Raw genomic sequence first — 23,067 nt, forward strand, 5'->3', positions numbered from 1 at the left:
GGGTGCCCCGATCTCACCCGCCCGGATGGGAATCGCCGGCCGGTCCCGTAGGTTGGACCGGACATGGTCGGTGGGATCGTCGCAGCCGTGGTGCTGCTCGTCGCAACGGTGTTCGGCCTGGTGAGGCGGCGCCGGGACGGTGTGCTGCGCCCGGTCGCGGGTTCGGCCGCCGGTGAGACGGCGGGCGGTGAGACGGTGGGCGGTGAGACGGCGGGAGACGGCGTGGCGCGGGCACGGGACGGCGACACGGCTCCGGCCGGGATCGCACTGGACGGCACGGAGCTGGGCGCCGCGCTCGGCTCCCGGGCCACGCTGGTGCAGTTCTCCACCGCCTTCTGCGCTCCCTGCCGGGCGACCAAGCGGATCCTCGGCGAGGTCACCGACATGGTCGACGGCGTGGCCCACGTGGAGATCGACGCCGAGACCCATCTGGAGCTGGTCCGCCGGCTGGGCATCGTCCGCACGCCCACGGTGCTGATCCTCGACGGCGCCGGCCGGGTGGTGCGCAAGGCCGTCGGCCAGCCGCGCAAGGCCGACGTGATAGCCGCGCTGGGCCATGCGATCTCTTGACCTTCCGGGTTCCGGACCGGTCCAATCGGCCGCCGTGACGGCAGGAAACCCGCTGACCTGCATGAAGATTGTTGTCACCGTCTCGCAAGGCGAGACAGATGTGACAACGGCCGGGCACGCGCCTAGCATCGTGTCCGTGCGTTACTGGACAGAGCAGCTCCTGACGAAGCGTCGCGCGGTGGACTTCTGCCGCGTGTCCGCTGCGCTCTGTCGCGTGGCCTGAGGCATCGAGCCCTTCTCTGACCGCTTGTGGAGGCCACGCCCCCACAACCCCGGGCCCACTCGGCTCCACGCACTTGCTCTCTGATCCAGGAGCTCCCACATGCAGGTCGATCCTCGAGGGCAGCGCTTCGCCGCGGTCCTTACCTCGGTCGTGCTCATTGTGGTTCTCGTGACGGGAAGCTGGGAGCTGCTCGCCGCTCAGGCCGTGGTGTTCGCCCTGAGCACCCTCCCCGGGCTGCGCCACTCACCGTACGGACTGATCTACAGGACGTTCGTACGGCCCCGCATCGGTCCACCCCGGGAACTCGAAGCAGCGGGGCCGCCCCGGTTCGCCCAGGGGGTCGGTCTCACGTTCGCCCTGGTGGGAGTCGTCGGGTACGCCTTCGGGAACGGTTGGGGAATCACCTGGCTCGGTATCCTCGCCACCGCTTTCGCACTGGGAGCCGCATTCCTGAACGCCGCGTTCGGGTTCTGCCTCGGTTGTGAAATGTACGTGCTGATCCAGCGTCTACGCGGGGGGCTCCGCTCCCCGCACAAGTCCAAAGCAAACTCCGACAGGGAGGTTCCCGCATGAGCCGTTCCGACGTTCTGGTGGATTCCGCGTGGGTCGAGGAGCACCTCGACGACCCGGGTCTGGTCCTCGTCGAAGTCGACGAAGACGTCTCCGCCTACGACAAGGGCCACATCCGTGGCGCCGTGAAGATCGACTGGAAGACCGAGCTGCAGGACCCGGTCCGCCGTGACTTCGTGGACAAGACCGGTTTCGAGCAGCTGCTCTCCGGCAAGGGCATCGCCAACGACGACCTGGTGATCCTCTACGGCGGCAACAACAACTGGTTCGCGGCCTACGCCTACTGGTACTTCAAGCTCTACGGCCACGGCAACGTCAAGCTGCTCGACGGTGGCCGCAAGAAGTGGGAGCTGGACTCCCGCGAGCTGGTGACCGACGTCCCCACGCGCCCCACCACGGACTACAAGGCCCAGGACCAGGACCTGGACATCCGGGCCTTCCGTGACGAGACCGTGGAGGCCATCGGCACCAAGGGCCTCATCGACGTGCGTTCCCCGGACGAGTTCAGCGGCAAGCTGCTCGCCCCCGCGCACCTGCCCCAGGAGCAGGCGCAGCGTGCCGGTCACGTGCCGACCGCGCGCAACATTCCCTGGTCCAAGGCCGCCAACGACGACGGCACCTTCAAGTCCGACGACGAGCTCCGGGAGATCTACACCGAGGCCGGCGTGGACCTGAGCAAGCCCATCATCGCCTACTGCCGCATCGGTGAGCGTTCCTCGCACACGTGGTTCGCGCTGCGCGAGCTGCTCGGCCTGCCGGACGTGAAGAACTACGACGGCTCCTGGACCGAGTACGGCTCGCTCGTCGGGGTCCCCATCGAGCTCGGCGCCCCCAAGTAACGAAGTCCGCCGTACGCGGACCTATCCGCCGTACACGGAGATTAAGGAGAGCATGATGACTCAGGGCTGCGCAGCGCCCGCGCAGACGGCGCACGTCCCGGCGACCGTCGACCTGGCCAACGAGGCTGTCATCCAGGGCACCGTCACCCGTGACGGCACCCCGGTGTCCAGCGCCTATGCCCGCCTGCTCGACTCGACCGGTGAGTTCACCGGCGAGGTCGTGACCGGTGACGAGGGCATCTTCCGGTTCTTCGCCGCTCCCGGCGACTGGACCATCCGCGTGCTCGCCGCCGGTGGGGTGAGCGTCGACCACACGGTGACCGCCGCAGTCGGCGAGGTCGCCGCCCTCGAGGTCTCGATCTGACCTGAGACACCGCAGAGCCCGCCCACGGAGGTTCCGTGGGCGGGCTCTGGCGTTCTTCCACAGATGCCGGTGATCTGGAAGGTGATCAGCTGAATCCCGGTACCATCTCCTCGATGCCCGGAATGTCGCTGTCGCCGCTCACCCTTCCGTGGGCGACCCTCAAGCTGGCCGCGCGCTTCGCCCTGCCCCTCACCCTGTGGTACACCCTGGGCGAGCTGCTGCGCTTCATCGTCCTGTGGGCCGGTTACAAGCTGGGCCAGTACAACAGCGCGATTCCGATCGCCGCGCTGAGCCTGCTGGTCATCGTGTCGCTGGGGGTGTCGCTGGCGATGATGCACAGCGTCCGCGACGGACTGGCGGCCATCAGGGAACGCGACGAGCGCGGGGCGCTGGCCTCCTGGTCGATGGCCGAGGACGAGAGCGTCTACGACGCCCTGGGCCGGGCCCTGCTGCCCTTCATCATCTTCTACCTGGCCTGGCAGTGGTACTCCCGGGACGCTCGTGAGTTCGTCGGCGCCGCGGAGGGACGGGGTTTCGCCGAGGGCGGGATCGAGGGACAGCTCCGGGGCCAGAAACTGCTCCTCGACCTCCAGCAGCATCTCTACATCGCCATCGTGCTGACCGTCGTCTTCTTCATCGCCAAGTTCATCTGCGAGCGGTATCTCCAGCCCCGGGTGCCCCGGTCCGGCGGCCTCCTCACCGCCCTCCTCGAGGTGAACTGGACCCTCTACGGCGTCTTCACGATCGACGTGCTGCGCGGCAAGGCCAGCGACTGGATCGTCGGCCGGGAGTTCTGGGGCTGGATCGGCGGAGGCCTGGGCCCCGTCCTGGACTACTGGCCGACGTTCAAGGACGCGGTGCTCGGCTCCCTGGTGTGGCTGGTGATCGCCGGGGTGATCCTCGGGGTGGACGCGGCGGACGAGCACGGCGCCCTGGGCGAGGGCCGCACCGCACGCGGGCTGGCGCGGGTCAGCGGCATCAACCGGACGCACACCCCGCACGAGGTGCTGACCCGGGAGTTCCGCGAGAAGTGGCTGCCCACCTGGTTCGGCATGCGGCTCGTCAAGCGTGCCGGGCTGGTGCTGTTCGGGACCTTCTGTGTCCTGTTCGTGGGCCTCGACGTGGCGGAGACGCTCACCCGCCGGGGGATCTACTACCTGATCGGCCCGCATCCGATCGTCTGGTGGAGCACCCGGCTGCACTTCGTCGAGTTCGGCACGGGACTGCTGTTCCAGATACTGCGGATCTGCCTGCTCGCCGCCGCGTTCAACCTGGTGGTGGCACGGGTCAGTGGGCGAAGCGCAGCACCGGAACAGCCGCCCCCCGCTTCACCAGAAAGGCCGTGGGAAGCAGCTCGAGCACTACCGAGGTGACCTTCTCGCTGGGCACCAGGGCCGTCACCTCGACCCGGGCGGGCTGCCCCGGGCTCAGCGAGTCGGGTACGTCACCGTCCGCGGTCCACACATGGCCCTCCCGGTCCCGGAGCCGGTAGACCAGCCTGGTCTTGGAATCCTTGACGCCCTGCGCGTCGAGCGGGCGCATCTCGAGCGCCAGCACGATCGTCTCGGCGCCCGGGGCCGTGCTCCGCCGGCTGCTCGCGGGCCCGCCGACCTGGCGCCCGACCATCCGCCAGGTGGCGTGTCCCAGCGTGCCGGTGCCGCCGCGCGCCACCGTGGTGAGGTGCTCGTGCTTGCGCAGCTGCTTGCCCAGCGTGTGGTCGTCGTCGTACCAGTGCAGCCCGAGCGTGGCCGGCAGCAGGACCAGCAGCACGCCGGCCTCGACCAGCCGGCGGGTCCTGGGGCTCAGCCGCCGCCGGCGCCGCGCCGGCTCCTCCGGGCCGGCCGGCTCGCCGGAGCCCGGAGGCTGAGGCTCCTCCTCCCAGGGCGGCCGATCCGGTCCCCTCTCCCACGGGGGCGGCGGTTCCGCCGGTGGCGCGTACTGCCGCCCCGGCGGTGGCCCGTACGGCTGCCGGGCGGGTGCGGGCGGGCCCTGCGGCCCGTACGGACCCTGCGGCCCGTACGGCCCCGGCGGCGGCCCCTGCGGGCCGTACCGGCCGGGCCGCGGCGGTGGGGGCGGGGGTGGCTGGGGTCCTGGCATCGGGGCCGGATTTCCCGGCGGCGGTGCGGAGGGGCCCGGCCGGCGGCCGCCCGGATAGGGGCCCTGCGGCGGCGGGCCGTAGGGCCCCTGCGGGCGCTGGTACGGCCCGTACGGCTCGGGCGGGGGCCCACCGGGGGGCGGGTGGCCGTTCATTGCCCGCCCCGGGCGGCGTAACCGTCCACCGCGTGCGCCATCATGTCGGCGGCCTTGCCGGGGGTGATGCCGAGGTCCACCTCGGTCTCGGGGCTGAGCTGGGTGAGCAGGCCGCCCTGACCGACCACCAGGCGTGCTCCGGCGAGCCGGTTCCTGGGAATCTCGAATCCGGCCAGGGCCTTCCGCCAGATCATCGGCTGGTAGGTCCCTTCGGCCGTGTTGAGGGCGTAGGTCCGGCCGTTGTCGGTGAAGGTGTAGGCGCCGCTCTCCAGCCGGACCTGGTCCATCAGGAACGGCTCCTTGGCGGCCTTGGCCTGGAGATGGACGATGACGAAGATGCCGTCGGTGCCGATGTTCGGCTGCGTGGTCACGCCGAGTGGCGGCGCCAGGGAGCGCGCCAGTTCGACGCGCTCGACCCGGATTGAGAAGGCGCTGTTGGAGAGGGACTGGCCGATCCGGCCGGAGTTGCGCAGCGGCTGGGTGTCATGGCTGCGCGCCCGCGGCTCGACCTGCTTCAGCCACATCGCCGCGGCCAGCAGCGCGGTGCCGACGACGATGATCCCTATCCGCCGGATCATGACGGACTCACCGCCAGCGTGATCTTGGCGGCGGGCTTGGTGAACTTCTTGTCGACCTTCCAGTTGTACTGCGGGTCGGTGAACCCGGTGGAGTAGTCCCACCGCCAGAGGGCGACGGTGATCTTGGCCGGGGTGTTCTGCGGGCTCAGCGGCCAGATCAGCTCCGCCTCGACCGGCAGGCCCGGCTGGACGGCCGTGGTCTCGGAGCCGTTGGCGTAACCGATGACGTTGTCCGGTGCCAGGTAGCTGCCGGGTTTCGGTTCCCCGGCGATGCCCTGGGCGAGGTCGCTGCTCAGCGACGTCGTCTTCCTGCTGTTGTTGGTCACCTTCAACCGCACGATCAGGGAGCGCCTGGTGTCCGTGCCGAACTGGCCCTTGGCCTGGCCGATCCGCGCGGACACGAAGGTGACGGTGAACCGGCGCTGGTCCACCTTCGACCCGACGGGGACCGTCTTGGGCCCGTGGGGAGCGGCGTCGAAACCGCCGACCACCCAGAGCACCGCGACGGCCAGCACGCACGCGCCCAGCACGGCAAGGGACGTCCACCGCCGGCGCGGTCTGTCCTCTCCTCCGGGCACGGGCTCTTCCACGACCCGAATCGTAGCGGTTTGCCACCCTCGACACCCTTTGGTCGCCGAGCGGCCCTGGCCCCGTCGAGTGATCTCCCCCAAGGTGATGGATCGGTGGGTACGTGACCTGGTCGTGATCCGCGTAGAGTCGCAGGACGTGATCCGCCGGTCCTTGGAAGGCTGTCTCCGCATGCGTACGTCCCGGGTTGCCTCGACGATCCGGAGAGCCGTACCGGGACTGGAGGCTCTCTGCGTGGCGCTGGTCGGTGCGGTGGCCCTCTGGCCGTTCCTGACGTCCGGGAGCGACGAGCCCGTGCCTCCCCAGGATCAGGGCCGCACGTGGCGGCTGACCTGGTCGGACGAGTTCGACGGAGTCGCGGGTGCGCCGGACCCGGCCAAATGGACCCTGGTCAACGGTCATCTCGGCTACAACGGCGAGCTGGAGTACTACACCCCGCGGAACGCCGCCGTCGACGGCCGGGGGCACCTGGTCATCACGGCCCGCAACGACGACGCGTGGCAGTACGACTGCAGTCCCAGGAAATGTGCGGCGACCTCGGCCCGGCTGTTCACGGCCGGCAAGTTCTCCCAGACCTACGGGCGGCTGGAGGCCCGGATCAAGGTGCCCAGAGGCCAGGGGATGTGGCCGGCGTTCTGGGCGCTGCGCTCTCCGGAGGGCTCGGGCCGGGGTGAGATCGACGTCATGGAGAACATCGGCCGGGAGCCGAAGCGGATCCACGGCAGCCTGCACGGCGAGAACGGCTACGACGCCACGAAGAGCCACGAGCTGCCCGGCCATCAGGCGCTGGCGGACGATTTCCACGTCTTCGCGGCCGACTGGTTCCCCGACCACATCGCCTTCTCCGTGGACGGCCGCACCTATTCGGTGAAGCACAAGGCCGACGAGCCCGGGGGCTGGAACTTCGACCAGCCCTTCTACCTGCTGCTGAACCTGGCCGTCGGGGGAGACTGGCCCGACGCCCCGGACTCGACCACGGTCTTTCCGCAGCAGATGGTCGTGGACTACGTCCGGGTGTTCTCCGCGGCGCCCGCGCCGGACGGAGCCGGCCGGCCGACCCCGGCTCCGGGCCCGGCGATCTCTGCCGGGCGATGAGGTCTGGCGATGAGGTCTCAGGTGCGCAGACGCAGGCGGAGGCGGTCGGCGTCCGTGGCGAAGTTCAGCACCAGCACGCCGGCTCCGAGCACGAGGGACAGGCCCTGCGCCAGCGCCCAGCCGGTCGCCGCGCCGGTGAGACCGTGCGGCAGCAGCAGGGCCACCAGGCCGAGGACGAGGGCGGCGTTGGCGCCGTTCATGAAGATGTAGGCCCTGGTCCGGTCCCTGCTGATCAGGATGGAGTCGACCAGGTAGTTGCCGCTGGTCAGCAGTGACCCGAGCGCCAGCACGCGCAGGCAGCCGGTGCCCCCCGTGGAGTAGCCCTCCCCGAATATCCGCAGGACGTACGGAGCGGCGAGGACGGTCACCGCGACGGCCGGGATGAGCAGGCCATAGACGCCCACCAGCGTCTTCCGCAGGTAGCGGCGCAGCGACACGCGCTGGGCCTCGGCGAAGAGGACCTGCGCGGTGGCCGACGGGATGAAGTGCAGGAAGGCGGCGACCTGGAAGGCGACGGCGAACCACGCCGTCTCGTGGGCACCCCGCATCGACAGGACCTCCAGCGGCACCACGGTGCTCGGCAGGATGCCCAGGACCGTGCCGAGATGGCTGAGGGCGGAGAACGACACGTAGCGCCTGAGCAGCCCGGCGGGACCCTCCTGGCTCCCCGCGCGGGCGACCCGTGGCCACAGCACCGCCCCGCCGAGCACGCAGGCGAGCACAGTGCCGCTCCCGTAGGCCAGGACGAGCCCGGTGACGCCGAACCGGGTGAGCAGGAGCAAGGCCACGACCTTGGTGACGCTGCCGGCCAGGTTCTTGAGCAGCAGCGGCCCGGTCGCCCGCATGGCGACGAGCCCGGCGTCCAGGGTTCCGCTGACGGCCGTGAACACCACGAGGGCGGTCACCAGGACCACGGCGCCGGCCTGCCGGGCCAGGTCCGGGAAGCCCGGGAGCAGCGGCACGAGGAACAGCTGGAAGACCACGGTGACCACGCCGCCGACCACGCTCACCGCGACGACGGCCACCTTGATGAGCTCGCGGGGGCTCTGCGCGCTCGTGAGATGGCGCAGGAGCGTGTTGGGCAGGCCGAGTGCGGCGATGGCGGCGAGCAGGTTCACGCCCGCGCTGGTTCCGGCCAGCCAGCCGACGGCGGTGGGGGAGTAGCCACGGGCCGCCAGCGTCCAGAACACGAAGCCGAACCCGGCGAGCGACACCGTGTTGGCCAGCAGGAGGAAGGACCCGCGGAAGAAGGCGTCCCGGGAGAGGGCCCCGAGCCGTGCCCGGATCCTCGGCCGCGGGCCGGCGGGCGACCCCGGCGGCGCCACGGCCCCGGCGGAACCGCCCTCCTCTAGGAGGGCGCGGAATTCGGCGTGCGTCGTCGCGGCGATCCCGGCCCAGCCGATGCCGCCCACCCCGGCCAGGGCCGCGGCCGACATGGTCTCGAGCACTGCGGTGTCGGCTTCGGCCAGGCGGCGGAGCGCGCGGGTGAGCGCGGGCACGCTGCCGTCGTAACGGATGACCGCCCCGTCGGGCAGGTCGGCCAGCGGCGCGAGCGCGGGAACGACCAGGGGCCGTCCGTGGCTCAGCGCGAGCAGCGCGCTGCCACTGGTGGTGATCCTCCGGAACGGCAGCACGACGGCGTCGGCGGCGGCGAACATCCCGGGGAGCTCGTCGTCCGGCACGTGGGCGAGGTGCAGGACGACCCGGCGGTCCGAGGCGGCGGCGAGCGCCCTGAGCCGGGCGGCCAGTGCCGGATCGCCGCAGGAACCGGCGACGACGAGACGGACGTCGAGATCGTCGGGCAGGCCCGCGAACGCGAGCAGCAGGTCCTCGACGCCCTTGTACTCCTCGATCCGCCCGAAGAACAGGAAGCGCCGGGCCCGCCCGCCGCCGCCCGGCGCGGGCAGCGCCGGGGCCGGGTAGGGGCCGTGCGGGATCACGGCCGTGCGGGAGGGGGCCGCGCCGATCGCCGCGAGCTGGTCCAGGGTGGCGGACCCGTGCGCGACGACCAGGTCGCACCGGCGTACGAGCACGCGGCGGGCGCCGGGCTCGTCGGCGAACACCGGCCGGTGCGGGAGGACGTTGTGGGCGGTCCACACCAGGCGCAGGCGGAGCAGCCGGATCACGCGGAGGACGATCCGGAACCAGAGCTGGGCGAGCCCGCGCGTCAGTGCGCCGCCCGGCAGCGCGAAGGCGAACACCCAGTGCAGATGGACCAGCCGGGCCCCGGCCAGCCGGCACACGGCCAGCTCGAACGGCAGGAGCAGCAGGTTGAGGGTGTGCGATGGCGTGAGCCGGCCGAGGTACCGCACGCTCACGCCGTACCTCGTGAGCTCGCCGTAGAGGAGTTCCTGGTAGGGATTGCCGTCGCGGGGAAGGACCAGCACCTTCATCGCCGCGACAGCTCCGCGAGGACGCCGGCTCCGTAGACGAGGTGGTCGACGAGGACCCGTACGGCACCGTTGCGCCGGTTGCGCCAGGCCGGGATGAGCAGCAGGGCGGGATAGAGCGGGAACACCAGGGTCAGCGGAAGCCCCAACAGGAACACCGGGTACACCACCACCATCGGTTCCCGGCGCAGCAGCCCGGCGCGGCGGGATCGGTGCTTGCGGTACAGCCGTGCCCGGGCCTTGCCGTAGGCGTAGGAGCGGCGTACCTGGCGGCGCCGGTCACCCCAGTCGTGGGTGACGATCGCCTCGGGTGCGCTGCGGATCCGATGACCGGCGTCCTGGAGCCGCCAGCTGAAGTCCACGTCCGAGCCGTACGCGAACGTCTCGTCGAACCCGCCGACCGAGTCGTAGGCCTCCCGGCGGAAGGCGAGGTTGATCGTGGGGCATTCCTCGAGGTAGCGGGCGGTGGCCGCGCGCCGTGTGCCCTCGTCGTACAGGCCGTCGGCGCCTTCGGGGGCGACGGCGATCCCTGCGACGACGGTCTCGCCGTCCTCCCGCAGGGGCGCGAGCAGGCGGCTCAGCCATTGCGCCTGCGGCAGGCAGCCCGCGTCGGTGAACACGATGATCTCCCCGCGGGCCGCGCGCACCCCGGCGTTGCGCTGGTGGGGGATGGTCACCCCGGCCCCGGGCGGCTGCTCGAACGCCAGCCAGCGCACGTGCGGATGGGAGCGCGCGATCGCGTCGAGGCGCCCCTGTGAGGCGTCGACGACGATGATCTCGCACGGTTCGCCGGCCGACTCCGCCTGCCGGGTGACCTCGGTCAGTGTCACGTCCAGATCGGGCTCGTCCTTGCTGATGGCGACGATCGAGATCATCGGTGGAACACCTCGGAGGATCCGTTCGTGTAGACGAGGTCGTAGTGGTCGTCGATGAAGGTGGCCGGGAAGGCGTAGATGGCCAGCCGGTTGGCGAGCAGCGACCGGGCCCGCCCGTTGACGGTGTTGGTCCGGCTGGCGTAGATCCAGGCCCGCTGGTCCAGGGTCTGTGGGGTGATGTCGAGCTGGAGGCGGGGAATGGCCGGCAGCTCGGCGGCCAGCCGCAACTGTCCGTATCGATCGGCGTAGACGAGGTCGTCGGTCCCGTTGATCCATGTGCCGAGCCAGCGCGCTCCGGCCAGCTCCGGCCGCACCATGTAGAAGCGCTCGAAGTCCTCGCCACGGTCGGTGAGGTTGGCCGCCGTGCCGCCGCCGAGCGGGACGTTCGCCAGGCCGCTGGTGTTCACGAAGATCGTGATGACCGTGGCGGCGGCCACCGCGCAGACCACGCGGTCCAGCTTGCGGACCGGCCGGCGGATCTTCATCCGGCGCATCCGCGGCGCGATCCGGTGCAGGAACCAGCAGAGGGCGACCGAGACGAGCGTCAGCGCCTGTACCTGGGCGCGGCCCTGGTTGTAGGCGGCGGCGAAGGTGCCCGACACCCGGAACAGCATCAGGCAGGCCAGCGCGGGCAGAGCGAGCAGCCCGACCTGCCGGGTCAGCCCGGGCGAGCGGCGCTTGAAGGCCATCATCGCCGCACCGGCCAGGCCGAGCAGGTTGGCCAGCTGCTGGACCACCAGCAGCAGGAGGTCGAGTGCTCCGCTGAGCGCGGGGACCACCTTCGCGGGGGCGGGCGACAACGCGTCGCCGAGCACGTAGCGGGGATCGCCGGCGTCCTGGGCGGGCACGACCGACGACTTGGGCGGGCGGTATTTCGGGATGACCTCCTTGGCGTAGTAGTAGGTGGCCAGGCGGGTCACGTCGGTGCCGCCGAGGTAGCCGGCGATGAGGCTCTTGCCGGTGGAGGCGTTGGGCAGCAACTGCAGGCCGTCGGAGCTCAGCGCCTGGCGGAGGTCGCCGACGTTCGACGCCGACTGGGTGATGGGCACGTACCAGAGCACCGCCGCCAGCGCCGCGGTGAGCAGGGACGCCGCGACAGTCCAGCGCACCGGCGAGGACCGGCGTATCGCCCAGAGCACGAACTGCAGGGCCAGCGCGCCGCCGAGCATGGCCACCGCGAAGTAGGCCGTCGAGTAGTGCGAGACGACGATGGCCGGCCCGAACAGGCACAGCAGCGCCACCTTCGGGAACGTCGGCATGCCGACCTCGAGGATGGCCCCGCACAGCGCGGCGAACAGCAGCAGTGCGATCTCCTGCCGGGCCAGTGCCGGAAGCTGCTGGGACAGGCTCCCCTGCGCCAGCACGAAGGCGGCGGCGACGAAGGCCCAGCGGCGCGGCAGGAAGCGCACGGCGATACTGAAGATCCCCACGGGGAACATCGCGAAGACGGCCGGGTAGACGAGCTTGAGCACGAGCACGTCGGTCAGCCCGGTCAGGGCGTGCAGTTGCGCGGGCAGCACCGTGATGCTGAGCATGGCGCCGTAGGCGTCGGGGTGCGGCCCGGTGCGCCAGATGCCCGCCACGATGGTCTGGTGCGCCGCCGCGTACTCGGTGGCGATGTCGTAGCCGTAGACCAGGTCGCTGCGCAGCGAGAAGGACCACATCATCGCCAGCGAGACGGCGAAGAGCAGGACGGCGAGGTGCGCGGAGCGCAGGCGGCCGGCCCTGACGGCGGCGAAGACCAGGACCAGCGCGCATCCGGCCACGGCCACCACCGCCACGGCCGGGCCGTGCCCGTGGTCCAGCCGGAGCGCTCCGGCCGCGCCCAGCAGGGGCAGCGGTATCGCCACGGCGAGCACGCCCGGCGACGGGAGCGACCGCCAGGGGATCGCCGTGGCCGGGGGCGCGGGCACCCCCGCCAGGAACAGCACGACGCAGGTGAGCTGGAGCCCCACGAGCAGCGGCGCGGGACGCAGCGGCTCGGCGGCGCCGGCGAACGGCCCGAGCACGTCCACCGCCAGCCCGGAGACCATGAGGACGACCAGTGACGCGGCGGGCACGTACAGCGGGAAGGCCGCGACCTTGTCCCCCGGCACGCGGAGAGCGCGCAGCAGCAGGCAGCCGGGCACCGTCAGCAGCAGCGGCACGAGGAGCAGCTGGGCCGCCCACAGGTCGTGCAGCAGCGTCAGCCCGACGATCAGGAGCAGCGCCGTCCCGGACGGCACCAGGCGGCGAAGCGGGGAGGGCCGCCCGCCGGCCGCGGGCGGATCGCCGGGCCGGTCGCCGGGCCGGTCCCGGGCCTCGGCGGGGCCCTGGCCCGCGGTCACGTGACCGGCTCCGGCTTCCCGCCCGGCCGCCCGGAGGGGGCCGCCGCGGGCCCGGAGACCTCTGAGGTCTCCCGGGGGAAGCGGCGGAACGCCCAGGCGCCGCGGAGGAAGCCGAAGTTCTCGCAGGCCTCCTGCACGAGCTGGAGGTACGGGTCGGCGAGGGCTTCCGGCCTGCCGTGCAGGACCGCGTTCCTAAGCCCGGCGGGGTAGAGCAGCAACGGCAGTGCGGCCGCCGCGAGGGCCGTCGCGGGCTGCCAGGCGGCGGCCGCCAGCAGGGCCGCGACGAGCGGCGGCCACGGGAAGAGCGTCGGACGCACCGACGGCCATTTCCGGTACTGCATGGCGTTGCCCCGGCCGTAGGCGAGGCTGCGCCGCAGGACGCCGCGGAGCGTGGGCTCGAACCGATGGGAGACGCCCGCCTCGGGGACGAACACCAGGCGGCCGGGATGGTCCCGGCGAAGCCGGCGCGATAGGTCCTCCTCCTCGGAGGCGAAGCGGAACCGCTCGTCGAACCCGCCGACCGCCAGCAGCGCCGCACGCCGGAAGGACATGTTCCCGCCGATGAAGGCGTACACGTCGCGGCGGGGGCGCGGCGCCGGAGCCGTCCACTGCCGCCGCAGGTAGAGGGCGAACCTGTACGGCAGCGCCTGGCCGCGGGTGAGTTCCAGCTCCAGGGGCTCGTGCCGGTTGTTGCGTTCGAGGAACCGTGCCAGGAAACCGTCGCCGGTGACCGGGAGCACGGGGCCGCCCACTCCGGCGACCTGCTCCTCGTAGCCGTCGAGCAGCAGCTCCGACCATCCCGGCACGGGCTCGCAGTCGTCGTCGAGGAACGCCACGACCGGGGCGGACGCGGCCCGCAATCCGGTGTTGCGCGCGGCCGGCGCCCCCAGGTTGCGCTCGTGCGTGATGACGGTCGCCCCGTGGGCCCGGGCGAGGTCACCGGTCGCGTCGTCCGATCCGTCGTCGACGACGATGACCTCCAGCCGGTCGCCGAGGGTCTGGGCGGCCAGCGCGTCGAGACAGCGTCCGATCCGGGCGGCACCGTTGAGGGAGCACACGACCACGCTGATGCTAGGCGGCATCGGGGTCCTTCCCCTGGGTACGGGCGCGCACGGCGCCGTACATGGTGATCGTCTCCGTCGCGACCGAGTCGAGGTCGGCCGCCCGGCCGTGGACGCCCACGGGGGACTGTGGCTCCCGGGAATCCTGGGAGGAAACAGGATAATCCTGACTGAGGAGGTCGGCGATCGCCGTCGCCAGCCGGTCCGGTGAGCGCGGGGGGACGGTCCACCGGGAGTCCGCGAACAGTTCGGCGAGCCCGCCGGCCGTGCTGGCGATCACCGGTACTCCGAAGGCACGCGCCAGGTTGGCCACACCGCTCTGCTCGGCACTCCGGTACGGCAGGACGACGGCCTCGGCCGCGGCGAACCAGGCCGCGATGTCGCCCTCGGGCACGAACCCGGTGAACACCGGGCGCAGCCCGTTCCGGCGGGCGAGATACCGTACGCGGGCCAGATGCAGCCGGTCCCGGAGCTCGAAGATCCGGAAAGGCCCCTGCCGCCGCCGGACGGTCCCGGCCACCACCAGGTGGACGTCGCGCAGCACCGCCGGGTCCGCGCGGCGCAGCACGGCCATCGCCCGGACCAGATCGTCCAGCCCCTTGGACACGTGGATGAAGCCGAAGGCGAGCAGGATGCGACCGTCACCGAGGCCGAACCGGGCGCGCTGTTCCCCGGCGGTGCTGGTCGCGGGGGGCGGCTCGGCGGAGAAGTGCGGGATGACCTCCGCCCGGGTGCCGGCCACCCCGACCTGTCCGGTGAGGGTGCCCAGGGCCCCCTGGGTGTGCACGACGACGTGGTCGCAGCACGCGGTGATCCGCTCGTACAGGATCCTGCCCGGGCGGCGCAGCAGCGCGAGGTCACGGCCGGCCTCGTGCAGGGTGGCCACCACGGGCACGCCCGGGGCCGCCGCCCGCGCCTGCTCCAGCCAGCGGGCGACCGCGATCGTCCGGGCTCCGAAGGCGGGCACCGCGAACTGCACGTGCACCACGTCGGGGGCGAACCCGGCGACGGCATCGCGCAGCCCGCGCGAGCCGCCGAGGACGCCGAAGGCGCCGATCACCTCCGCCGGAGCGTCCCCGTGCGGATGGGCGGCCACCACCGCGATCTCGTGGCCCCGGGCGCGTACGGCGCCCGCGAGCACGTGCGTGTAGGTCCCGATGCCGTCGCGGGCGGGGGGATAGGGGCTGACGTACAGCACCCTCATGGGAGCAGGACTCCCGCGACCCTCGCGGCCATCGACTCCCACGTGTACTCCGACAGCCAGGGGTCCTTGGCCAGTCCGTCCGGCGGTGCGTCGAGCGCGGCGTCGAGCGCCGCGGCGAAGGCCGGCAGCGTGTGGTCGCAGACGACTCCGCGCTGGGAGCGCAGGACCAGGTACTGCGCGAGGTTGTCCCTGGCCGAGGTCGTCACGACCGGCACCTCACAGGCGAGCGCCTCCAGGACCGCGATGCCGAAACCCTCCCGGGTCGACGGGAAGGCGAAGACCCGGCCGGCCTTGATCAGTGAGTAGACGTCCTTCTGCTCGCTGACGTCATGCCGGAAATCCACCACGTGGGCGATGCCCAGCACTGCGGCCTCCTCGTGCAGGGCGTCGCGCTCCGGCCCGTCACCGATGATCCGGCACGTCACCGGCCGCCCGCGCTCGTGCAGCAGCGCGACGGCCTGCAGCAGCAGTTCCAGGCGCTTGTGCTTCATCAGGCGGCTCACGACGACGAGGTCGGTCGGCTTGTCGTCGGGCATCGCGCTGCGCACGCCCTCGAGATCGATCCCGTTGGGGGCGATCGTGATCGAGGCGCGTGCCCCGAGCGCGTCCCGCAGGCGCGCGGCCGTCTCCGGCGAGGCCGCGATGGTGTGATCCGGTGCCCGCATCGCCAGCCACTCGATCCACCAGGCCGGCCGCCATGGCGCGCCCAGGTAGTCCCGCCAGTACGCGGGACCCCACACCTCGTGCCAGGTGGCGATCAGCGGCTTGCGCCTGAGGGTGGCCACCACCCGCAGCACCAGCAGCGGGAAGAACGGGATCTGGTCCACGTCGAGCACGTCGAAACGGCGGCCCAGCAGCCGCAGGCACGACAGTGCGAAGACCAGCGCCTGCCACGTCGAACGGACCCCGTTCCGGTAGAGCGGCAGCAGCGGGGAGATCGCGTGGAAGGTGACCGGGCCCTCGACCCGCGTCCGCGGGCCGTCCCACCAGTGCATGGTGAACACGTGGACGTCGGCGTGCTGGGCGAGGTGCCGGGACAGCTCGTGGTACCGCATCTCCCGGCCGCCGAAGCTGTAGGGATGGATGGCGTCGGTGACGAGCGCCACGATGGGCCGTGACGTCATCCGGAGCGTCCCTCGGTGTCGTCGGCGTCCGAGGTGCAGGTGGTCAGGAATCTGATGGATCTGATGCCGTCGCCCAGCCGGACGCCGACGGTGAGGGGACCTGGTGTGCACGGAATCCGGGAGAGCGGCGTGATCGTCACGGCTTGACCGTCGGCCAGAGTCGCCCGGCCGCTCGCCGCCTCGCGAGTCTGGCCTGAAGTGGTCAGCAGCAGCGACCACGTGTAGTCCTGCGGGCCGCCCATCACGTTGCGGATGACGAAGGCGGGGGCGACGAACATCGACGTGGCGGACGACCGGCGCGGCAGGGACCTGGGGTCGGCGAACGCGAGCTCGGTGTAACCGGCGGGCCGGGCGGTCAGGCCGGCGTCCCTCAGCAGATCCCGTCCCGGACGGCTCTGCAGCCCGCCCGCCACCCCGAGGAGCACGCTCAGCACGGCGGCCGCGGCCACCGCGCGCCGGACGGTTCGCCTCCCGCCGTCCAGACCGCTGTTCGCAGGCCCCTCCTGCTGTGGCGTCGCCGTCTCGCTAGGCGCCCCCATCCCGCTTCCAGCACCCTTCGTGATCCTCGTAACAGAAGGTGAATTTCGAGAAATATGGCGTTAACCGGATCCCACTGATGGTTCGTCCGGATACGACCAACTCTGGATCTTAAGCGCAGGAGGGTGTGCTGGGGCAAATGAATGCGGAGCTGAAACAAAGTTACCAATGGTGACTAAATGACCACTTCATGTGTTCGAGTGGTGAATGTCAGGAAGAGGCGCGGTAGACCCGGATCCAGTCGACGGTCATATGGGCGGGAAACCGGGTTGTGACGTCCGGCGATCCCGGCCACTCTCCCCCGACCTGCAGGTTGAGGATGAGGAAGAAGGGCTTGGTGAACGGCCATCCGGCGTACTTCTGGAATTGGGCGTACGGCATGCCGTCCACCCACCAGGTGATGCTCTGCGGGGTCCAGTCGACGCCGTAGACGTGGTAATCGCCCACGTCGGCGGGCTGCGGCAGCCGCCATATGCCGCCGCCCTTGTGCTTCAGCCCGTGCGCGTAGCCCCTGACCACGTCGGCCTGGGCGCCGATCGTCTCGATGACGTCGATCTCGCCGTAGGTCGACTTCCCCACCAGGCCGGCGTCGACTCGCTGCAGCCAGAACGCGGGCCAGAGCCCCTGGCCCTTCGGCAGCCTGATCCGTGCGGAGAACCGGCCGTACGCCTGGCTGAAGCTCGTGGCCGTCTGCAGGCGGGCGGAGCTGTACTGGCACGGGCCGTACCAGCATCGGGGGCCGCCCGGCTGCTTCGTCCTGGTCGCGGAGATCACGAGGTTGCCCCGGCCGTCCTTCTTCGCGTTGGCCCGGGTGTAGTACTGCAGCGCCTTGTGCGACCAGCCGTCCCCACCGGTGAGCGGGGTCCATTTCGCCGGAGTCCCCTTGCCCTTGAACTCATCGGACCAGGTGAGCCGCCATTTCGCCGCGGGCAGCCGGAACTGCGGAGGCGGCGGCGACTGCGACGGTTGCGGGGTCGGGGCGGGAGGTACGGCCTGGGGGCGAGTGGGCGCGGCCTCGCTCAGCCGGCGTGCGCCCATCGCGGTGACGGCCAGGACCACGACGCATATCGCGATGGCCACCAGCCATGGCCGGTGCAGTCCGGTCGCGCCTCGCGCCTCCTTCATGAACCTGCCCCACGATCGACGATCGGTTGCCGTGCCGCACCCGGCCACATATGTACGCACCTGTCGGGGTTGTTGTGCAAGCCTGCTAGGCGATTTAGCCTATTTATCCCTAAATGTCGCAATACCTGCCTGCTGGTGAACGCGGGGAGGCCGGGGCCGCCCCCCAAGTCGCGCCGGGACCAGGCGGACGTCCGTTTTCGTGCTCTTCGCATCGATAAGATCAATGCGCTGCCGGTCGGCGTACGCACCGGACTGTCCAGGACATCGGCAGCGGCGGGGCATCCTTTGTGCGGCAACGCGTACGACCCTGGGGACGAAAGGAATGATGCGGCGTGGAGCCCAACTTCCTCGGCGGCCCGCTCGAGGCACTCCATGCGGCCTACCTCGATCTGACGGCCCAGATCAATGCCGGGAGCATCAGCCTCGACGAGGCACTGGTCCAGTTGCAGGCCAGGGAGGTCGTGGACGCGGCGGGCAACACCTGGCGGATCGACCCGGTCACCCAGTCGTTCGTCCGGCGCACGCCGGGCGCCGACACCTCGTGGAAGCTGGCCGACCCCGCGGAGTTCGCCTACCAGGCGCCGCAGGGCATGGCTGGGCCCGGGCAGCAGTACTCCGCGCACGTGACCATGCCCGACGGGATCCGGAACGGTCCGCCGAACCTGCCGATGGTTCCCGACCCGGCCGCCCTGGTCCCGCTCCGGCACGATGATCAGCCCGCCTCGCGGCGACGGCTTCGCCCCGTGCTCATCGCGGGCGTCGCGGCGATCATGGTGATCGGCCTGGTCGTCGCGGGAGTGGTGTTGTGGCCGGGGAGCGAATCGGAGGGTTCGCAGAACGGGCGAGCGGCCGGACGGCTCTTCGCCGCCGACCCCGCCGCCCGCACCGACGGCCGTGACCAGGAGCTCAACCGGGTGGCCGCCGCCGGTTCCACGGTGGTCGCCATCGGCGGTGAGGACGACAACCTCGGCTACCGGGCGCAGTTCATCGTGTCGAAGGACGCGGGCCGTTCGTTCCAGCTGGCCTCCGTACGGACGCCGGGCGGTGACGTGCCGCCGGTCGACGAGACTCCGCGGCACGTCGCCGGCTCCGCCAGCGGCTGGGTCGCGCTCGGCGACCACCTCGGCGGGACGGTGGTGTGGACGAGTCTCGACGGCAGGAGCTGGACGAGGCAGCCGGACACCGTCGGTGCCGTGTTCGGAGCGCGCGACCGCGTCTTCTCGGTCGCGTGGACCGGGGCGGGCTTCACCGCGGTGGGCGCCACGTCCGCCACCGGCGACTTCACCGACGCCGCTCCGGTCGTGTGGCTGTCCACGGACGGTCAGCGCTGGCAGCGATCGGCGGGCTGGCAACTGCATCCGCCCACCGGAGAGCCCCTGTCGCTGACCGGTGTCGCGGGCGTCGACGGAGTGACCGTCGCGACGGGCGATCGCGGCGGGAAGCAGAGCGCCTCCGACATCGTGTGGTGCTCCACGAACGGCGGGCGTACCTGGGAGGAGGTCGGCGTGCCCCAGCCCGCGGGGGCGGGCCGCCTGACCGTCGCGGCGGCCGCTGACTCCCTGCTCGCCGTGCGCGAGATCCGCGACGGCGGTGGAGCCCACGGCCAGGTCCTCACCTCCAAGAACGGCCGCGACTGGACCGTGGCCGGTGATCTCCGGGTGCCGGGCTACGCGCAGGTCCTGCGGCTGTCCGGAACACCCCAGGGGGTGACCGCCGCCATCCTGGCGGACCGTCGCGTCCAGCTGGCCCGCAGCGTCGACGGCGGGTCCTGGCAGGTCGCGGGCACGGTGCCGCTGAGCCAGGGCGCGGAGATCCGCGACGCGGCGATGGCCGCCGACACCACGATCCTGGTCGGCAGGAACGACGAGGGCGGGGAAGTGGGTGCCGCTCTCGCCGTGCGCGACGCGTCGGGACAGGCGGTGGCCGCCGAGCTCTCCCGGGTGCCCGGGGCGGTCCAGCCCGACAAGGTCGTGGACGCGCTGGTCACCGCGAACGGCCGGGTGGTCGCCGTCGGCGGCACCAACGGTGACGGGGCGATCTGGACGTCGAAGAACGGTCTGGCCTGGCAGCGGGCACAGGGCGCGGGCCCGGCCCTGACCGGGCCGGGGCGGCAGCGGCTGCTCGGCGTCACCACCGGCGGCGCCGGTTGGCTGGCGGTCGGCTCCGACCGTACGGCCTCGCAGCGGCCACTGGTGGTCACCTCCGCCGACGGGGCCGCCTGGCGCCGGCTCGACGGTGACGCCGCGTTCCAGCCCACCGGCGCGAACCCCATGGTCACCTACGGTGTCGCCGCTGGCCGGCAGGGCTACGTCATCGTCGGCGACGACGGTTTCGGGGCCGGGACGTGGTATTCCACGGACCTCAAGTCATGGGCGCGCGGCATCCCCGGCGGCAAGGACAACCTCGCCGGCACCGTGGCCGCGCGGCGGTTCATGCGCGACGTCGCCGCCACGAAGTCCGGCTTCGTCGCCGTCGGCGGGGTGACCGACCCCAAGATCCCCATCGGCGTGCCCTCGCGGCGCCCCACCATCTGGACCTCTCCCGACGGCCGGAAATGGAGTCTGCAACGGCTGCCCCTGCCGCAGGGGATCCAGGAGGGCTGGCTCTCCCACGTCGCCACCCGGGGTGACCTGGTGGTGGCCGCCGGCACCTTCGCCTCCTTCAACGGCACGAAGGCCTTCGAGTACGTCTCGCGCGACGCGGGCGCGACGTGGCAGCAGGTCCCGCTGCCGACGGGCACCTCCGAGGAGTCCAGCGTCACCGCCGTGACGGCGACGTCCAAGGGGTTCGTGGTGGCCGGCGGCATCGGCCGGCCCCGGGACGCCGTGCTCTGGGCCGGCCGGGACGGCAAGGACTGGAAGGCGCAGCGACTGCGCGGCCCGGTGATGTCGGGGTCCGGTGACCAGGCGCTGATGGGGCTCACCACGCTCGGCGGAGACCTCCTCGGCGTCGGCTCCACCACCAACGGACAGGGCGACGAGCTCACCCTGTGGAGCGGCCCGATCCCCTGAGAACCTCGCGTCAGGGCGTCTCGAGGCTCCACAGGCGGAGCGTGTTGTCACGGCTGCCGGAGATGGCGAGCGGACGGCCGCCGGCCTGTCCGTAGGCGACCGACCAGACCTCCGCGGTGTGGCCGGTGATGGGCCGGCCGAGCTCCTTGCCGCTGGTGAGGTCCCAGATCCGTACGGACTTGTCCGGGCTGCTGGACAGCGCGATGGGCCTGCCGTGGACCTGCCCGTAGGCGACTTCGACGACCTCGTCGGTGTGACCGGTGTAAGGTCCGCCGAGCTGCGTGTGGCGGCTCAGATCCCACACGCGCACGGCCTTGTCCTTGCCGCCGGAGATGGCGATGGGGCGGCCGTCGATCTGCCCGAAGGCGACCGAGGCGACCCAGGCGCCATGGCCGGTGAGAGGGGCGCCGAGCTGGTCGTGATCGGCGAGGTCCCACACGCGCACGGTCTGGTCTCCGCTGCCGGAGATCGCGACGGCCCGGCCGTTCACCTGGCCGTAGGCGACCGACGTCACCCAGCCGGTGTGTCCCGTGAGGGGCCGGCCGAGCTGTTTGCCGCTGACGAGGTCCCATTCGCGTATGGTCTGGTCTCCGCTGCCGGAGATCGCCACGGCCCGGCCGTTCACCTGCCCGAAGGCGACGGACCAGACCTCCGCGGTGTGGCCGGTGAAGGGCCGGCCGATCGCCTTGCCGCTGGTGAGGTCCCATACCCGTACGGTCTTGTCCTTGCCACCGGAGATCGCCACCGGCCGTCCCTGGACGACGCCGTAGGCCACCGACAGGACCTCGCTGGTGTTGCCGGTGAGGGGCGCGCCGAGCTGCCGGTGGCCGACGAGGTCCCATACCCGTACGGTCCCGTCCTTGCTGGCGGACAGCGCCACCGGCCGGCCGTCGACCTGGCCGTAGGCCACCGAGGAGAGCGTCGCGGTGTGTCCCGTGAGCGGCGTCCCGACCGGCGTACCGAAGCTCGAGCGTGCGGTCCCGGATCCGGAGCCGGCCGCTGATCCGCCGAAAGGATTGACGAACGCGAGGACCGCCGCGGTGGCGGCGATCAGCGTCACGGCGCCGGCCGCCACCGCGAGCAGGTTCCAGCGCCGGCGGCCGTCCCGCACAGGCGGGTCCCACGGCGAGACGCCGGGGGGAGGCGCGGACGGTGTGGCCTGGACCGGTGGCGGCGTGGCCCGGGCCGGTGGCGGTGTGGACGGTGTGGCCTGGGCCGGCGGCGGGCTGAGCGGTGCCACCTCGGTGGGGAAGGTGCCGGGCGGGCGGGTGACCGGGGTGACCTCGGCCGCCTGGTCGTCCTGGCCGGGGCCGTGCGGGCGCGGGACCGGGGTGGTCACGGTGTCCTGCTCGTCGGCGTGCACGGCGGGGGCGATCGCGGCGAGCGGTACGTCGGCGGGCCGGCGGAACGGCAGCGTCGTGTTCTCCGGGCGCCGCACGGCGGGCCCGGCCTGACTCGCCGGGGTCTGGTGCCCGAGCAGGGTGAGCAGCAGGTCGGTGGCTGTGGGCCGGTCCTCGGGCCGCTTGGAGAGGGCGGCGGTGACCAGGCCGCCGAGAGGTTCGGGCAGACCGGAGATCTCGGGGTCCTGGTTGATGATGCGGTGCATCACCGTCGGGACGCTGTCGCTGCCGAAGGCCGGCTTGCCGGTCGCGGCGTAGACCATGGTGATGCCCCAGGAGAACATGTCCGAGGGGGGCCCGACGACGTGCCCGGCGATGTGCTCGGGGGACATGTAGGCCGGGGTGCCGACCAGGTCGCTGGCCTGGGTCGCGACGGCGTCGAGCGGCCGGGCGATGCCGAAGTCGATGACCCGGGGGCCGTCCGAGCCCATCAGGACGTTGCTGGGCTTGAAATCGCGATGCACGATCCCGGCCTGGTGGATCGCCGACAGCGCCGTGGCCGTCCCGACCGCCAGCCGCTCCAGCGCCCCGGCGTCCCGGGGGCCCAGCCGGACCACGAGCTGCTTGAGCGACTCGCCCTCGATGTACTCGCTGACCACGTACGGGCTGTGCCCGGTGACCGCGGCGTCCAGCACCCGGGCCGTACAGAACTGCGCGACCTGACGGGCCGCGTTGACCTCGCGAAGAAACCTTCGCATGGCCTTCTCGTCGCTCGACAACCGGGCGTGCAGGACCTTGACCGCCACCTGCCGGCCATCGGGCCCCTCACCCAGGAAGACGGCGCCCTGGCCACCCTCGCCGAGGAAGCCGATCAGCCGGTACGGGCCGATCTCTCCGGGATCGCCGGGCCGCAACGGATCTGGCATCCCAACTCCCATAGCGCCTGGTGAAGCGATAACGCCACGATAGAGGAGACTCGTCCCCCATTTCGCCGTG

Annotated in this window: 20 protein-coding genes; 8 read left to right on the forward strand and 12 right to left on the reverse strand. The window is 71.8% G+C overall.

Annotation, left to right across the window (positions count from 1 at the left end):
• Positions 1-63 precede the first annotated feature (63 nt).
• The 6 genes from ACRYCC_RS08760 to ACRYCC_RS08785 all read left to right on the forward strand — a co-directional run bounded on the left by ACRYCC_RS08760 (position 64) and on the right by ACRYCC_RS08785 (position 3,939).
• Positions 64-570 (forward strand): TlpA family protein disulfide reductase, encoded by a 507-nt coding sequence (locus ACRYCC_RS08760; RefSeq protein WP_433810146.1) that lies wholly within the window; start codon positions 64-66, stop codon positions 568-570.
• Positions 571-631: 61 nt separating this feature from the next.
• Positions 632-793: a putative leader peptide gene (locus tag ACRYCC_RS08765; protein ID WP_433810148.1), complete on the forward strand. Its 162-nt coding sequence runs from the start codon at positions 632-634 to the stop codon at positions 791-793.
• 99 nt (positions 794-892) lie between these two features.
• The gene (locus ACRYCC_RS08770; RefSeq protein WP_433810150.1) at positions 893-1,366 is read left to right on the forward strand and encodes a DUF4395 domain-containing protein; all 474 of its coding nucleotides are present in this window, start codon (positions 893-895) and stop codon (positions 1,364-1,366) included.
• Entirely contained in the window at positions 1,363-2,202 is an 840-nt protein-coding gene (locus ACRYCC_RS08775; RefSeq protein ID WP_433810151.1) for a sulfurtransferase, read from the forward strand. The genes ACRYCC_RS08770 and ACRYCC_RS08775 overlap by 4 nt, the downstream gene beginning before the upstream one ends.
• A gap of 55 nt (positions 2,203-2,257) precedes the next feature.
• Positions 2,258-2,566, forward strand: coding sequence for a DUF1416 domain-containing protein (locus tag ACRYCC_RS08780; RefSeq protein WP_433812121.1), 309 nt, complete (start codon positions 2,258-2,260; stop codon positions 2,564-2,566).
• 113 nt (positions 2,567-2,679) lie between these two features.
• The gene (locus ACRYCC_RS08785) at positions 2,680-3,939 is read left to right on the forward strand and encodes a hypothetical protein (protein ID WP_433810152.1); all 1,260 of its coding nucleotides are present in this window, start codon (positions 2,680-2,682) and stop codon (positions 3,937-3,939) included.
• Here ACRYCC_RS08785 and ACRYCC_RS08790 read toward each other — a convergent pair.
• The 3 genes from ACRYCC_RS08790 to ACRYCC_RS08800 form a co-directional block, all read right to left on the reverse strand.
• On the reverse strand, positions 3,854-4,663 hold the full coding sequence (locus tag ACRYCC_RS08790; RefSeq protein ID WP_433810154.1) for a hypothetical protein: 810 nt from the start codon (positions 4,661-4,663) through the stop codon (positions 3,854-3,856). The genes ACRYCC_RS08785 and ACRYCC_RS08790 overlap by 86 nt on opposite strands.
• Positions 4,664-4,812: 149 nt before the next feature.
• Positions 4,813-5,394, reverse strand: coding sequence for a hypothetical protein (locus ACRYCC_RS08795; protein ID WP_433810156.1), 582 nt, complete (start codon positions 5,392-5,394; stop codon positions 4,813-4,815).
• The gene (locus tag ACRYCC_RS08800) at positions 5,391-5,984 is read right to left on the reverse strand and encodes a hypothetical protein (protein WP_433810158.1); all 594 of its coding nucleotides are present in this window, start codon (positions 5,982-5,984) and stop codon (positions 5,391-5,393) included. Before ACRYCC_RS08800 ends, ACRYCC_RS08795 begins: the two co-directional genes overlap by 4 nt.
• A gap of 232 nt (positions 5,985-6,216) precedes the next feature.
• On the opposite strand from ACRYCC_RS08800, the gene ACRYCC_RS08805 reads away from it, so the two are divergent.
• Positions 6,217-7,077 (forward strand): glycoside hydrolase family 16 protein, encoded by an 861-nt coding sequence (locus ACRYCC_RS08805; RefSeq protein WP_433810160.1) that lies wholly within the window; start codon positions 6,217-6,219, stop codon positions 7,075-7,077.
• 17 nt (positions 7,078-7,094) lie between these two features.
• Here ACRYCC_RS08805 and ACRYCC_RS08810 read toward each other — a convergent pair whose 3' ends face one another.
• The 8 genes from ACRYCC_RS08810 to ACRYCC_RS08845 form a co-directional block, all read right to left on the reverse strand.
• Positions 7,095-9,470, reverse strand: coding sequence for a glycosyltransferase (locus tag ACRYCC_RS08810; RefSeq protein WP_433810161.1), 2,376 nt, complete (start codon positions 9,468-9,470; stop codon positions 7,095-7,097).
• Complete coding sequence (locus ACRYCC_RS08815; RefSeq protein ID WP_433810163.1) at positions 9,467-10,342, reverse strand: glycosyltransferase family 2 protein; 876 nt, start codon at positions 10,340-10,342, stop codon at positions 9,467-9,469. The genes ACRYCC_RS08810 and ACRYCC_RS08815 overlap by 4 nt, the downstream gene beginning before the upstream one ends.
• On the reverse strand, positions 10,339-12,669 hold the full coding sequence (locus tag ACRYCC_RS08820; protein WP_433810165.1) for a hypothetical protein: 2,331 nt from the start codon (positions 12,667-12,669) through the stop codon (positions 10,339-10,341). The genes ACRYCC_RS08815 and ACRYCC_RS08820 overlap by 4 nt, the downstream gene beginning before the upstream one ends.
• The gene (locus tag ACRYCC_RS08825; RefSeq protein WP_433810167.1) at positions 12,666-13,751 is read right to left on the reverse strand and encodes a glycosyltransferase family 2 protein; all 1,086 of its coding nucleotides are present in this window, start codon (positions 13,749-13,751) and stop codon (positions 12,666-12,668) included. Before ACRYCC_RS08825 ends, ACRYCC_RS08820 begins: the two co-directional genes overlap by 4 nt.
• Entirely contained in the window at positions 13,741-14,934 is a 1,194-nt protein-coding gene (locus tag ACRYCC_RS08830; RefSeq protein WP_433810169.1) for a glycosyltransferase, read from the reverse strand. The genes ACRYCC_RS08825 and ACRYCC_RS08830 overlap by 11 nt, the downstream gene beginning before the upstream one ends.
• Positions 14,931-16,058: a glycosyltransferase family 4 protein gene (locus ACRYCC_RS08835; protein WP_433810171.1), complete on the reverse strand. Its 1,128-nt coding sequence runs from the start codon at positions 16,056-16,058 to the stop codon at positions 14,931-14,933. The genes ACRYCC_RS08830 and ACRYCC_RS08835 overlap by 4 nt, the downstream gene beginning before the upstream one ends.
• Positions 16,055-16,597 (reverse strand): hypothetical protein, encoded by a 543-nt coding sequence (locus ACRYCC_RS08840; protein WP_433810173.1) that lies wholly within the window; start codon positions 16,595-16,597, stop codon positions 16,055-16,057. Before ACRYCC_RS08840 ends, ACRYCC_RS08835 begins: the two co-directional genes overlap by 4 nt.
• Before the next feature lie 208 nt (positions 16,598-16,805).
• Positions 16,806-17,720, reverse strand: a complete 915-nt coding sequence (locus ACRYCC_RS08845) for a glycoside hydrolase family 16 protein (RefSeq protein WP_433810175.1) — start codon at positions 17,718-17,720, stop codon at positions 16,806-16,808.
• Between the two features lie 332 nt (positions 17,721-18,052).
• Here ACRYCC_RS08845 and ACRYCC_RS08850 point away from each other — a divergent pair, with 332 nt between their 5' ends.
• Positions 18,053-20,731 (forward strand): hypothetical protein, encoded by a 2,679-nt coding sequence (locus tag ACRYCC_RS08850; RefSeq protein ID WP_433810177.1) that lies wholly within the window; start codon positions 18,053-18,055, stop codon positions 20,729-20,731.
• A 10-nt stretch (positions 20,732-20,741) separates the two neighbouring features.
• On the opposite strand, the gene ACRYCC_RS08855 is transcribed toward ACRYCC_RS08850, so the two are convergent.
• Positions 20,742-22,997 (reverse strand): protein kinase domain-containing protein, encoded by a 2,256-nt coding sequence (locus ACRYCC_RS08855; RefSeq protein ID WP_433810178.1) that lies wholly within the window; start codon positions 22,995-22,997, stop codon positions 20,742-20,744.
• Positions 22,998-23,067 lie beyond the last annotated feature (70 nt).

Source organism: Actinomadura scrupuli (assembly GCF_050971785.1).
Lineage (GTDB): Bacteria > Actinomycetota > Actinomycetes > Streptosporangiales > Streptosporangiaceae > Actinomadura_E > Actinomadura_E scrupuli.

Coding starts and splice junctions, on each gene's coding strand:
- ACRYCC_RS08760 (WP_433810146.1), top strand. CDS start 64: ATGGTCGGTGGGATCGTCGCAGCCGTGGTGCTGCTCGTCGCAACGGTG.
- ACRYCC_RS08765 (WP_433810148.1), top strand. CDS start 632: ATGAAGATTGTTGTCACCGTCTCGCAAGGCGAGACAGATGTGACAACG.
- ACRYCC_RS08770 (WP_433810150.1), top strand. CDS start 893: ATGCAGGTCGATCCTCGAGGGCAGCGCTTCGCCGCGGTCCTTACCTCG.
- ACRYCC_RS08775 (WP_433810151.1), top strand. CDS start 1,363: ATGAGCCGTTCCGACGTTCTGGTGGATTCCGCGTGGGTCGAGGAGCAC.
- ACRYCC_RS08780 (WP_433812121.1), top strand. CDS start 2,258: ATGACTCAGGGCTGCGCAGCGCCCGCGCAGACGGCGCACGTCCCGGCG.
- ACRYCC_RS08785 (WP_433810152.1), top strand. CDS start 2,680: ATGCCCGGAATGTCGCTGTCGCCGCTCACCCTTCCGTGGGCGACCCTC.
- ACRYCC_RS08790 (WP_433810154.1), bottom strand. CDS start 4,663: ATGCCAGGACCCCAGCCACCCCCGCCCCCACCGCCGCGGCCCGGCCGG.
- ACRYCC_RS08795 (WP_433810156.1), bottom strand. CDS start 5,394: ATGATCCGGCGGATAGGGATCATCGTCGTCGGCACCGCGCTGCTGGCC.
- ACRYCC_RS08810 (WP_433810161.1), bottom strand. CDS start 9,470: ATGAAGGTGCTGGTCCTTCCCCGCGACGGCAATCCCTACCAGGAACTC.
- ACRYCC_RS08815 (WP_433810163.1), bottom strand. CDS start 10,342: ATGATCTCGATCGTCGCCATCAGCAAGGACGAGCCCGATCTGGACGTG.
- ACRYCC_RS08825 (WP_433810167.1), bottom strand. CDS start 13,751: ATGCCGCCTAGCATCAGCGTGGTCGTGTGCTCCCTCAACGGTGCCGCC.
- ACRYCC_RS08830 (WP_433810169.1), bottom strand. CDS start 14,934: ATGAGGGTGCTGTACGTCAGCCCCTATCCCCCCGCCCGCGACGGCATC.
- ACRYCC_RS08835 (WP_433810171.1), bottom strand. CDS start 16,058: ATGACGTCACGGCCCATCGTGGCGCTCGTCACCGACGCCATCCATCCC.
- ACRYCC_RS08840 (WP_433810173.1), bottom strand. CDS start 16,597: ATGGGGGCGCCTAGCGAGACGGCGACGCCACAGCAGGAGGGGCCTGCG.
- ACRYCC_RS08845 (WP_433810175.1), bottom strand. CDS start 17,720: ATGAAGGAGGCGCGAGGCGCGACCGGACTGCACCGGCCATGGCTGGTG.
- ACRYCC_RS08855 (WP_433810178.1), bottom strand. CDS start 22,997: ATGCCAGATCCGTTGCGGCCCGGCGATCCCGGAGAGATCGGCCCGTAC.